The following is an 11500-nucleotide window of genomic DNA, read 5'->3' as shown; positions in this document are numbered from 1 at the left end:
CGATGGCGGACAGCACCCAGATCGTATCGGTCGATATCGGCGGCACCCATGCCCGCTTCGCCATTGCCACGATAGCGGACGATGGACACATCACGCTCGGCGACCCCATCACACTTCACACCGATGATCACGCCAGTTTCCAGACCGCGTGGGAGGATTACCGCGACCGCATGGGCGGCAGTCTGCCCGATGCCCTTGCAATGGCTGTCGCAGGGCCGGTGAATGACGAGATCATCCGCTTTACCAACAATCCGTGGATCATCCGCCCGCCCCTGATCGGCAGCAAGCTGGGTTGCACTTCGCACGTGATCGTCAACGATTTCGAAGCTGTGGCCCATGCCGCCGCGCGGGCTCCTGCCGATGAATTTGTCCACCTCGCAGGACCCGAAAACGACCTGCCCGAACACGGCACCATCAGCGTGCTCGGCCCGGGAACCGGGCTGGGAGTCGCCTATTTCTACCGCCGCGGCGACGGCTCCTACCGCGTTCAGGCGACCGAGGGCGGGCACGGCGATTTCGCACCCGTCGATGCGATCGAAGACGCAATCCTAGCGCGCCTTCGCAAGAGCCATACCCGCGTTTCCGACGAACGGGTCGTTTCCGGTCCCGCCATCGTCGAAATTTACCACACGCTCGCCGCGATGGAGGGCCGCGCGGTCAAGGAACTGGACGATGTCGAGATCTGGACCGCTGGGCAGGACGGCTCCGACAGCCTCGCTGCGGCGGCGGTCGACCGCTTCTGCCTGGCTTTGGGCTCGGTCGCGGGCGACATCGCGTTGATCCAGGGTGCGAAGGGCGTCGTGATCGCCGGCGGCCTCGGCTATCGTATCCGCGAAACAATTGTCGGCTCCGGTTTCGCCTCGCGTTTCACCGCCAAGGGGCGGTTCGCAGGATTGATGGCGACGCTGCCGGTCAAGCTTATCACCCATCCCCAGCCCGGGCTGCTCGGCGCAGCCGCGGCTTACGCCCAGAGGCACCTCGGAAAGGCCAGTGCATGACCCTGCCGCTCAAGACCACTGCCGATCTCAGCGCACGTTTGCAGGAACTGCATGCCCGCACGCGCGAGACGCCGCTGTTCAACCCGGTCTTTCAGCTCGGGCTCGATCTTTCGCGCGCACTGGAAGCCGGATCGACCGATCTCGACGCCTTGGAAGCGCTGGTCGAGGAACTTGAAGTCGCAGGGCTCGAAGCGCGCGCCGCAAGGCTCAACCGGCTCGTTGCGCCTGTCGGGGAGGATGCGAACGGGAAAGCGCTCGCCACAGTCCTTGGGCAGCAGGATGATTTCGATACCTTTGCAGCGCAGTGGCAAAGCCCCTGCCTGCATAGCGTCTTCACTGCGCACCCGACTTTCCTGATGACTCCTGGCCAGACCGATGCGGTGGCCGAGGCTGCGAGCAAGGGCACCCGGATTAGCCGCGCAGTCGTAACCGACGCCCAGCGGCCCGCAATCACACTCGACTACGAACATGCCGAGGCGATGAAGGCGCTCGCCAATGCGCAGGATGCCCGCGCGGCTATCGTGCGGCGGGTACTCGAACACGCAGCGAAGAAATGGCCCGACAAGTGGCTGGACCTCGCTCCCGTTCCGTTCCGTTTCGCAACATGGGTCGGATACGACATGGACGGCCGGACCGATATCAAATGGTACACTTCGATCCGCTTCCGCCTGTCGGAAAAAGCCGAGCGTCTGCGCCGGTTCGCCGATGACCTCGCAGCGATCGACGAGAAGCATGGACTGATCGAAAAACTGCGCCTCGGGGCCGATCATGCGGCGCGCAGTGCCGAGGATTTTGGCGAGGACCTGACCGAGCCAGAGGCGCTCTCGCAGGCCGCGAACCGCCTGACCTACGATCATCCCGACAAACTGACATCGCTGACCGAAATCATCGAACAGCTCGAGAACGAAGCGCGCGACGGTGACGAGGCGAAGGCCATTGCGCTCAAGACCCTCGCTTCTTGCATGCGCGCCGACGGGCTTGGCATGGGCCACGTCCATTTCCGCGTGAACGCCAAGCAGCTGCACAACGCGATCCGCAGCCACCTGCACGACGCGCCCAATCTCGACCTCGCAAGCAAGGGCGCTATGGCGACGCTTCGCCGGATGCTCGCGGACACCAAGCCGATGCGCACCAATTTCGCGAGCCTTGCAATCGAAAGCTCGACCGCGATCCGGCAGTTCCTGGCGATGGCCCAGATCCTCGAACATATCGACGGGGACACGCCGATCCGGATGCTGATCGCCGAATGCGAACAGCCTTCGACCATCCTTGCAGCTCTCTATTTCGCGCGTGCATTCGGAACCGAAGCGAAGACCGACGTGTCGCCGCTGTTCGAAACTGAAAGCGCATTGGAGCATGGTGGACGCTTCCTCGATGCCCTGTGCGCGGAAGAGCAATATCGCGATTACGTCCGCGTGCGGGGGCGCGCCTGCATACAGACCGGTTTTTCCGATGCGGGCCGCTTCGTCGGGCAGATCCCCGCGAGCCTCGCGATCGAGCGCCTGCAGGGCCGTTTTGCGCAGGCAATGGCGAAGAACGGCCTCACCGACGTCGCCGCGCTGATCTTCAACACCCACGGCGAGAGCATGGGGCGCGGCGCGCATCCGGCAGGTTTTCACGATCGCCTCACCTGGCCGATGAGCGAATGGGCGCGCAGCCGCTTTGAACGCAACGGGATCACGCTGGAACCCGAGGTGAGCTTTCAGGGCGGCGATGGCTACCTGTTCTTCGCCGGGCCCGAACTCGCGCTCGCGACCCTTACGCGGATCGTGGTCGAAAGCCCCGAACGTTCGGAAGTGTGCGACGACCCGTTCTACGCGCGCACCGATCTCAGCCTCGACTTTTACCGCGCGATCCGCGCGCACCAGCGGAGGCACCTGCGCTCGTCGACCTATTCGCGGGCTGTCACGGCCTTCGGCCTCGGCCTGCTCAATTCGACCGGCAGCCGCGTTTCGCGCCGCCAGTCCGACATTTCTGCCGATCGCGACATGAACCTGCGCCAGATCCGCGCGATCCCGCACAACGCGATCCTCCAGCAACTGGGCTATCCGGTGAACGTCATCTCGGGCATCGGCAGCGCGGCTGACGGCAATTACGAAGAGCTTGCAGGCCTGATCGAAGCCAGCAAACGCGGACGGCAGCTGATGAGCCTTGCGCGCGCCTCGAACGCTCTGGCAAGCATCAAGACCGTCGCAGCGCATGGCGAGCTGTACAATTCTGCCTACTGGGCAAGCCGCCCCTATCGCGGAACCGAACCGCACCTGTCGTCCGCGTGTGAAACGCTTGCGGAATATCTGACCAAGGACGATCGCACCGGCGTCTATCGCCGCCTTGCATCGCGTCTGCGTGTCGATGCCCTCAAATTCTACCGCCTGCTCGACCTGCTTCCCGCCGAAAGCCGCGACACCACGCGCGAAAACACCCGCCGCATGATAGGCGCCGCGCAATCGGTGCGGCTGGCGCTGATGCAGCACATTTTCCTGAAGGCCGTGAGCGTGCCTGTCTTCAGCCGCGCCAACGACATCAGCCGCGAAGACGTGCTCGAGATGGTCTTCTCCCTGCGGATCGAAGACGCGCTGGCGCAAATGCGCCGCGCCTTCCCGACGCATTTTCCCGAAACGAGCGATTTCGCGATGGACGCACCAGCCGATTATCCGGACGCAACGAGCGAGGGCTACGCCCAGATCGGCCGCGACTACATCGACCCGATCGAACGCGCTTACGCGCTGATGCTGCGCCTGTCGATCAGCATCGCGAACCAGTTCGGTGCGCATGGTTAGGCTGCGCGATAACGCATCTTTGCGTTAACATTTAGCCCCTCCCCTCGTCCCTTCGCGAGACGCCGGGCTGTTAGCTGCTGGCAGTTAACCGCGAATCAGGGCATATTGTCGCGCATGATCAATGTACTGGAACACGCTCGTTTTGTTGTCGCCATCGGCCTTTCGGCCCTGGTCGGCAGCGCCACCTATGCCAGTGGGCAGGACCCGCTGGGCGATGGAGCGATGAATGCGCCGCAAATCGCCTATCAGACCGATGACGTGATCCGCGCTATCGATCCGACGACAGGCGAGCCTTCGCCCGTGGTCGATCCGAGCCAATCTCAGCCCTATGCTGACCTTCCGCCCCTTCCGGGCGAAGACACTGCGCCGGGCGCCCCGGCCGCGCGCACGATTTCCGAGCCGGTGGTCCAGCCCGCGATCGACAAGAGCGATCCATTCGTCGTCAAGAGCATCCTGCCGATCGAGGGCACGATCCGCTATGGCGAGTGGTACTGGGACGAAAGCCGAGCACCCAAAACCGGCAAGCTGGTAATGACCGTCGATCTCGACGCGCGCGTCATCAGCGTGTTCCGCGACGGCCACGAAATCGGCACGGCGGTCGCGCTGCTCGGTACGCAGAAGCACCCCACCCCGCTCGGCAGCTTCCCGATCCTGACCAAGGAAAAGGACAATGTTTCCGAGAAGTACGACAACGCGCCCATGCCATGGACGCTGCGCCTGACGTGGGACGGGATTGCGATCCATGGTTCGCCGGTGATGAACGGCTATGCGAGCCACGGCTGCATCGGCGTGCCGGATCCCTTTGCGGAAAAGCTCTTTGCCATCGCGAAGCGGGGCGACCGGGTGATCATCACGCGAGGCCAGATGATCGGCCTCGGCGACAAGATCACGAGTTGATCACTGGTTTCTGCGCGGCGGTTCGGGACTGAAGCGCCACACCCGCATCGTTACTCCCGCTAGCTCGTTCTCGGTCGGAGCGATCCTTTCGGTTCCCGGCACGATCAGCACGCCTGCGATCGAGGCGTTTTCGCCCTGCCATAGCCGGTCGAAGGCGCGCGCCGCATCCGAGCGCGTGGCAGTCCCGCCCAGTTCGGTCACGATCCGCCCAATCGTTTCGATCGCGATCGCGCGCGGCACATTGGCATAGTAGCGAAAGCCGCGCCCCTGCTCGTTGGAATCGGGAACGACATGCGTTTCCCAATCCTCTGCCGCGAACCATTCGATCGCGCGCCACGCGTCTTCCAGGTGCTCGGCACTCGCTGCGAGCGCGGCAGGGTCGATCCAGTCCTGCCCTTCGAGGAATTGCCGCACTCGCGCGCGGTCGAATTGCTCGTCGACGTTGGAGGGGTCGAGCACCGGGTTGATCCCCGCGGCAGCGACGATGTCCTCCAGCTCGCGCTTGCGCCAGCGCAGTAGCGGTCGGAACAAAGTTCCGCCCCAGCCCGGAATCTCGGCGGTCGAGCGAATACCTGCGAGGCCCGGCACTCCGCTGCCGCGATTGAGCCGCATCAGCAGCGTTTCGGCCTGATCGTCGGCATGGTGCGCAGTCATCACCGCGCTCACCCGCGCCTCGTCATGCCATTGGCCGAGCGCGAGGTATCGCGCCGCGCGAGCATTCGCCTGGACGTTACCTTCCTCGACCTGGACCCTGAGCGTCGCGTGCTCGACACCGAGCTCGCCGCACAGGTCGGCGACGAATGCCGCTTCGTCCGCACTTTCCACGCGCAGGCCGTGATCGACCGTCGCCGCCGCGATGCGCTGAGGCCCGCAGGCCGCATGGGCCAGGAGAAGCAGAGCGAGGCTGTCGGGACCACCCGACACAGCGATACCAAGCCGCGCCTCGGCGAAACCGAAGCGCGCGAGATTCTCGCGAAACAACGCGATCAGTTCGGGATCGATCCTCGTATCAATCAGTGCCCCCTTTCGGCCTGCAGCCTAGGCCTCGCAGGTGATCTTGCGGAGGTTCGCCTGGTACTGGTCGGCCAGTCGTCCGCTCGCGACCGCAGGATAGGTCTCGCCAAACTCGGCGAGAGCGATACAGGCACGGCGGGTGTCTCCCATTGCGATCATCGCCTCGGCGAGGAACAGCAGGCTGTCGGGCGCACGCGGCGCCGTGCGATCGGCCTGGTAATTGCGCAGAAACCAGCGCGCCGCCTCTTCGGGCATGCCATCGTCTAGGAACGCGCGGCCCAGCAGGTTGCGGCCCCATGTCGCCCGCCAGTGATTGGGATATTGTTCGACGAATTTCGACAATTGCTGGCGCGCCTCTGGGTAAAAGCCCGCGTTCCAAAGTCGGAATCCATAGGAGTATTCATCGTCCGCCGCATCGCCGGTCTGCGGCTTGGTGATTTCCTGGACGGCGGCGAGGCGCGCGGCGCTCGGCCCGGTCGCCTCCGGCCCGGCGGGCTGCGAGGTTTCGGTCGATGCCGGCGCGCTCGATGCACCACCGCTCATTGCCGAAAGATTGCTGTCGGTCACGGAGGGCTCGGGCGTTTCGACGGTGTCGGCAAGGCCCGCTCCCGCGCCGGGCGAGGCTTCGAGTAGCGCGAGCCGGCTCTGTATCTGCGAGACTGCGTTGGCGTTTTCCTCGCTCATGGCAGTAAGGCGCTGGATCTGGGCTTCCATTGCATCGAGCCGGGCGAGAATATCGGTCACGGCAGTGGTGGAAGGCTGCGCACTGGTGGTCGGCTGCGCGGTTCCGCCGGAGGAAATCTGCGGTTCGAAATACCGCCCATCGCCGCCCGGAAAGACGTTGCGCTGCAGCGCGCGGATTTCGGCCTCGATCTTGCGCAGGCGCGCTTCGGAAACATCGTCCTGTGCCATGGTCGGCACTGGCGAGGTCGCGACCGTCGCGGCGAGCGCGAGGCCCGCGGCGGCTCGCATGAGAGTCTTGGGGCGGGGAAGGGTCGTCATGGTTCGTCAGGCTCCCTGTGCGTATTCCGGCGCATGCGGGGTCGGTCCCCGAGCGCCATCGCATCGTCTGTAATCCGCTTCGCACACTTGCAAAGCGCGCATGAACACCAGCCGAATCTGTGCCGATTGACGCTCTGCAAGTCGAGCGCGATTGCCACTAAATCGGTGGGAAAGGCTCAGTTGAGCTGCGGTTCGCTTTCGACCGCACCGAGCGATGCGGACGTCTGGGCCCGGGCGAGTAGGGCTTCGGCAGAAATCGGCGTATCGCCGAGCGTCACCGGCTCGTCTGCCAACATCGGCACGTCCTGCCCGTCGATCGTGATCGCCAGCGCATCGGGACGGCCCGTATTGATGAGCGGCCCTTCGGCATCGCCAGGCACTTCGAAAGAATCGCCGCTCGTCATCTCACCTTCGAACAACGGCTCGCCTGTCTGCTCGTAGGAGCGATCGTAGAAGCGGACCCAGAGGTTTTCGCGTGCGGTGAATACGACCTGCCCGTTTGCGTCGATCGTTCCCGCAGCTGGTTCGGTGCCTGCATCACTCGCTTCGGCGGCGGCGACCTGAGCGGCTTCCTCAGCCTCTTGCTCGGCAAGGAGAGAGGCCGGACCCGTCCCCGACGCGAAGTAGGTATTGTAGAACGCGAAAACGCCGACAGCGAGGATCACCGCCGCAGCTGCTCCCGCCCAGGCAAGGCCGGAAGAAGGAAGCTTGGCCGGATCGCCGGGCTCCATCCCGCCCGCAAGCGCCGACTGGCGCGCATGCCCCTCCGCCAGCTCTTCGCGCACGGCATCGGCAATTTCCTTCTCATCGAGGCCAACTGCGCGCGCATAGGTGCGCGAAAAGCCGATCGCGTAGGTACGCGAGGGCAATTCCTCGAACGCGCCGTCCTCAATTGTTTCGAGATGCCTCTGCGGAATACGGGTTTCGGCGGCGACATGCGCAAGATCGAGCCGCTGCTCTTCGCGCGCGGCGCGCAGGCGCTGCCCCGCCGTGAGGTATTCGTCAGCCGGCATTTCCGCCAGCCCGTCCGTGCTGAAGTCCTGTTCGCTATCCATGACCCGGTCCACGTACTCGTGGTGCTTATACGTTGTTTTGACGAACAGAGAAACTTTCAAGGTGGATGAGTCAAGCGAATGCCGTACCGCTCGCCGCGAAACGCGGGCGGACTGGCTCAATCCCGCCTGTTTCAGTCGAATTCGATCCCGCGCTCTTCCGCCCAGGCGGAAAGCTCTTTGCGCAGGTTCACCGACGGGTCGAGCAGCCAGCCATTCATTGCCTCGGTTATCTCTTTGAGATCGACCTTGCGGACCAGTTCCTTGATCGGGCCGACGGCGGCCGGAGTGATCGAAAGCCGCCGGAACCCGATTCCGAGCAGCGCGAGCGCCTCGAGCCGCCGTCCACCCATTTCGCCGCATACGCCGAGATCAACGTCGAACCCGACGCACGACTGCACCACACGGCGCAAGAAGCGCATGATCGGGATCGAAAGCCAGTCATACCGCTGGGCCAGGTCCGGATTCGCGCGATCGGCCGCGAACAGGAACTGGGTGAGATCGTTGGTTCCGACCGAGAGAAAGCTCAGTTTCGGCAGCAGCAGGTCGAGCATTTCCGCGAGCGCCGGTACTTCGAGCATCGCACCGTAGTGGATCGCATCGGGCAGCAGCTTCTTCTTGCGCCGCAGGAAGGACAGCTGCTCCTCGAACACGGCGCGCGCGGCCTCGAACTCCCACACTTCGGACACCATCGGGAACATGACGTAAAGTGAGCGCCCCGCACTCGCTTCGAGCAGCGCGCGGGCCTGCGCCTTCATCAGCCCTTCACGGGTGAGAGCAAGCCTAAGCGCACGCCAGCCCATGGCCGGGTTCTCGTCATTGTCCGCAATTTCGGAGGCAAGATAGGGCACGGACTTGTCACCGCCGATATCGACCGTGCGGAAGATCACCGGTTTGTCGCCCGCCGCCTCCAGCACGTCGCGATAGAGCCTGGCCTGCCGCTCGCGAGCGGGCAGGGTCGCCGACACGAGGAACTGGAATTCGGTGCGGAACAGCCCGATCCCGTCCGCGCCGGTCATCGCGAGCGCGCTGATGTCGTCGCGCAGACCCGCATTCATCATCACCGTGATACGCGTGCCGCACCGCGTAAAAGGCTCGACATCGCGCAATTCGGCATAGGCAGCCTGTTTCTCGCGCGATTTGGCAAATCGCGCCTCGAACGCCTCCGCGACTGAGGCGGTGGGGCGGATCGTTGCTGTCGCTGCGGTGGCATCGAGCAGCACCTCATCACCGTCGCGAACGATACCGCGAATGCCGTTTGCGCGGCCGAGCACGGGAATACCCATGGCCCGCGCGACGATTACGACGTGCGCGGTGAGCGAGCCCTCTTCCAGGATCACGCCTTTCAGGCGCCGCCGGTCGTATTCGAGCAGTTCGGCGGGGCCGAGATTGCGCGCGATGAGGATCGTGTCTCGCCGCAGCCCTTGCGATGCAGCGGTGCCCAGTTGGCCGGAGACAATGCGCAAGAGCCTGTTCGCGAGGTCTTCGAGATCGTGCATGCGGTCCGCAAGCAGCGGATCGTCGATCTCGCGCATGCGCATCCTGGTATGCTGCTGAACGCGCTCGATCGCAGCCTCGGCGGTAAGGCCTGAATCGATTGCTTCGTTGATGCGCCGCGACCAGCCCTCGTCATAGGCGAACATCTTGTAGGTCTGGAGGACTTCCTCATGCTCGCCGCCGACACCGAACTCGGCGTGCTGCGCAAGGCCATCGATCTGTTCGCGCATCCGGTCAAAGGCGCGGTAGACGCGTTGACGCTCGGCCTCGATATCCTCCGCAACGACCTGCGTGATCTGGACCCGCGGCTGGTGATAGACCGCTTGGCCCATTGCGAGCCCCTTGACCAGTGTGAGGCCCTTTACCGTCTGCGGCCCGGTGTCGCGATCGGTCAGCCCCAGGGCTTCTTCCTCGTCCACCAGTTCGGCATTGGCGATGAGTTCGGACAGTACCATCGCGGTGGTCTGAAGCGCTTCGATCTCGACATCCTCGTAGCGGCGCGGCTCGACATGCTGGACGCACAGGACGCCGATGGCGCGCTCGCGATAGACAATCGGCACGCCGGCGAAGGAGTGGAACTTTTCCTCACCTGTTTCCGGGCGATACTGGAAATCAGGATGCGCCTTTGCCTCGGCGAGATTCAGTGTCTCGACATTGGCCGCGATCGTGCCCGTTAGCCCCTCGCCGATTGCCATGCGCGTCACGTGAACTGCGCTCTGGTTGAGACCGCGCGTAGCGTACAATTCGAGCATGCCTTCGCGCAGCAGATAGATCGAGCAGACCTCGCTCGCGAGGCTCTCACCCACGATCTCGACCACGCGGTCGAGCTTGCCCTGCGCATGCATGCGCGAGGCCATAACCTCATGGAGGCGGGTGAGAATCTGTCTGGCGGAAGCTACGGCTGACATGTTCTATTCGCTTAGGCAGTCCGGCGCGCAAAAGCAAAGCGAAGCGGTGCGGCCCGCAGTGCTGCGCAGAATGCGGCCGGACTGCCCGCGCCGGGGATGAGCGGTGGCTCACCCCGAACCGAGGTCTGAATACCGCGACAGACAGGAGGAAATGCGCGTTGAGCGCCTGTGCCTTTCGGCGTCAGGCGCGAGCGATTTCCTCCTTCAATCGCAGTTTGTGCTTCTTGAGCTGCTGGATCATCGCTGCATCAGGCGCGGGGCGGGCCATTTCTTCGCGAAGCTTGGCTTCGAGGCCGGCATGTTTGGTTTGGAGCGCGTTGACGTGAGACGATGCCATACAGGTTCTCCTATATATCGGGGGGCTGCCCCCGGGGGAACGACTCGGCACCATGCGGCCGGGCCGCTGATTTCGATGAAACCATAACAGGGTTAACTTGCAAAGCCCTTCATTTGGGTGAAACGATGGGGCCGCACTATGACGCGGTGAATCGCATCGGGGCGAGCGGCTCAAGAAGAACAGGGCGCGAAAATGAACGAGCAAGAGCTCACCAAGAAACTGGAACTTCTGAAGACCGAGCATCGCGATCTCGATGCGGCGATCGCAGCGCTGACCGAAGCCGGGTCGACCGACCAGCTCCAGATCGCACGGCTTAAGAAACGCAAGCTGAAGCTAAAGGACCAGATCGCTATCATCGAGGACACTCTCCTGCCCGATATCATCGCCTGAAACGGTTGATCCTTAACGAGAATATCGCACGTAACGGGCGGCCCGTCTCACTAACCGCCGGGCAATTCTGTCCCGCTGGGGGACGTTCGCAAATTCTAACGGGAAAATAACCATAGGGGCATGGCGCGATGCCTGTTCGAGGCGTAGCGCTTGGGTCTTCATGGCTCGCACAACCAACCTCTCGCGCCCGATCATCGAGGCGCTTTACGGCGAAGCGCTGATCCTCGCCGACGAGGTTCGGGCGGTGTTCGCGCTTGGCACAAAAAGGCCCGGCAGCGATGAGGATACCTCTGTCCGGCTCGCGCTTTCGACCGAGGGCCTCAAAACCACAACGCGGATGATGCACTTGCTTGCATGGCTGCTGAACCAGCGCGCGTTCTTCTCCGGCGAACTTAGCGAAAACCAGGTTCGCAATCACGGTGCGTTGCCGCCCGATCGACCGTCCGATCCGCAACAGCTCGAATTGCTGGAGGCCGAAACTGTCGCGCTGATCGAAGAGACCGAGGCGCTGCACCAGCGCATCGCGCGGCTCGATGCAGCATGGCGGCAGGGCTTCGACATGGGATCGCCAGCGCGCGCGTTGCGCAGCCGGATCGACCAGATGCTCGGCCAGGGCTGAGGGGGC

10 protein-coding genes are annotated in these 11500 nt (G+C 63.8%); 5 read left to right on the top strand and 5 right to left on the bottom strand.

Annotated features, from left to right (window positions below):
• The first annotated feature begins 2 nt into the window (after positions 1 to 2).
• The 3 genes from FIU90_RS05010 (at position 3) to FIU90_RS05000 (ending at position 4675) form a co-directional block, all read left to right on the top strand.
• Entirely contained in the window at positions 3 to 998 is a 996-nt protein-coding gene (locus FIU90_RS05010) for a glucokinase (protein WP_152433780.1), read from the top strand.
• Positions 995 to 3778 carry a phosphoenolpyruvate carboxylase gene (locus tag FIU90_RS05005; protein WP_152433779.1) on the top strand — a complete coding sequence of 928 codons (2784 nt, stop codon included), beginning with the start codon at positions 995 to 997 and terminating at the stop codon, positions 3776 to 3778. The genes FIU90_RS05010 and FIU90_RS05005 overlap by 4 nt, the downstream gene beginning before the upstream one ends.
• Before the next feature lie 114 nt (positions 3779 to 3892).
• Positions 3893 to 4675, top strand: coding sequence for a L,D-transpeptidase family protein (locus FIU90_RS05000; protein ID WP_234029637.1), 783 nt, complete (start codon positions 3893 to 3895; stop codon positions 4673 to 4675).
• Here the strand turns inward: FIU90_RS05000 and tilS are convergent, their stop codons facing one another.
• The 5 genes from tilS to FIU90_RS04975 form a co-directional block, all read right to left on the bottom strand.
• Positions 4676 to 5656, bottom strand: coding sequence for a tRNA lysidine(34) synthetase TilS (gene tilS / locus FIU90_RS04995; RefSeq protein WP_234029636.1), 981 nt, complete (start codon positions 5654 to 5656; stop codon positions 4676 to 4678). It abuts the gene before it with no gap.
• Positions 5657 to 5713: 57 nt separating this feature from the next.
• The gene (locus tag FIU90_RS04990) at positions 5714 to 6691 is read right to left on the bottom strand and encodes a tol-pal system YbgF family protein (protein WP_152433777.1); all 978 of its coding nucleotides are present in this window, start codon (positions 6689 to 6691) and stop codon (positions 5714 to 5716) included.
• Positions 6692 to 6867: 176 nt separating this feature from the next.
• Positions 6868 to 7746 carry a helix-turn-helix domain-containing protein gene (locus FIU90_RS04985; protein ID WP_234029635.1) on the bottom strand — a complete coding sequence of 293 codons (879 nt, stop codon included), beginning with the start codon at positions 7744 to 7746 and terminating at the stop codon, positions 6868 to 6870.
• 131 nt (positions 7747 to 7877) lie between these two features.
• On the bottom strand, positions 7878 to 10148 hold the full coding sequence (gene ptsP / locus FIU90_RS04980; protein WP_152433776.1) for a phosphoenolpyruvate--protein phosphotransferase: 2271 nt from the start codon (positions 10146 to 10148) through the stop codon (positions 7878 to 7880).
• Positions 10149 to 10329: 181 nt separating this feature from the next.
• Positions 10330 to 10485 (bottom strand): YdcH family protein, encoded by a 156-nt coding sequence (locus FIU90_RS04975; protein WP_152433775.1) that lies wholly within the window; start codon positions 10483 to 10485, stop codon positions 10330 to 10332.
• Between the two features lie 192 nt (positions 10486 to 10677).
• Here FIU90_RS04975 and FIU90_RS04970 point away from each other — a divergent pair, with 192 nt between their 5' ends.
• Both FIU90_RS04970 and FIU90_RS04965 read left to right on the top strand, forming a co-directional pair.
• Positions 10678 to 10875, top strand: a complete 198-nt coding sequence (locus FIU90_RS04970) for a YdcH family protein (protein WP_152433774.1) — start codon at positions 10678 to 10680, stop codon at positions 10873 to 10875.
• Positions 10876 to 11035: 160 nt separating this feature from the next.
• On the top strand, positions 11036 to 11494 hold the full coding sequence (locus FIU90_RS04965) for a DUF1465 family protein (RefSeq protein ID WP_152433773.1): 459 nt from the start codon (positions 11036 to 11038) through the stop codon (positions 11492 to 11494).
• Positions 11495 to 11500: the final 6 nt, after the last annotated feature.

Source organism: Erythrobacter sp. THAF29 (assembly GCF_009363635.1).
Classification (GTDB): domain Bacteria; phylum Pseudomonadota; class Alphaproteobacteria; order Sphingomonadales; family Sphingomonadaceae; genus Erythrobacter.
Note: the sequence above shows the minus strand (reverse complement) of the source record. Positions and strands in the feature narration are given on the sequence as shown.

Bases quoted from the DNA above. Each gene is read 5' to 3' on its own strand.
- FIU90_RS05010 (WP_152433780.1), top strand. From the start codon at position 3: ATGGCGGACAGCACCCAGATCGTATCGGTCGATATCGGCGGCACCCAT.
- FIU90_RS05005 (WP_152433779.1), top strand. From the start codon at position 995: ATGACCCTGCCGCTCAAGACCACTGCCGATCTCAGCGCACGTTTGCAG.
- FIU90_RS05000 (WP_234029637.1), top strand. From the start codon at position 3,893: ATGATCAATGTACTGGAACACGCTCGTTTTGTTGTCGCCATCGGCCTT.
- FIU90_RS04990 (WP_152433777.1), bottom strand. From the start codon at position 6,691: ATGACGACCCTTCCCCGCCCCAAGACTCTCATGCGAGCCGCCGCGGGC.
- FIU90_RS04985 (WP_234029635.1), bottom strand. From the start codon at position 7,746: ATGGATAGCGAACAGGACTTCAGCACGGACGGGCTGGCGGAAATGCCG.
- ptsP (WP_152433776.1), bottom strand. From the start codon at position 10,148: ATGTCAGCCGTAGCTTCCGCCAGACAGATTCTCACCCGCCTCCATGAG.
- FIU90_RS04975 (WP_152433775.1), bottom strand. From the start codon at position 10,485: ATGGCATCGTCTCACGTCAACGCGCTCCAAACCAAACATGCCGGCCTC.
- FIU90_RS04970 (WP_152433774.1), top strand. From the start codon at position 10,678: ATGAACGAGCAAGAGCTCACCAAGAAACTGGAACTTCTGAAGACCGAG.
- FIU90_RS04965 (WP_152433773.1), top strand. From the start codon at position 11,036: ATGGCTCGCACAACCAACCTCTCGCGCCCGATCATCGAGGCGCTTTAC.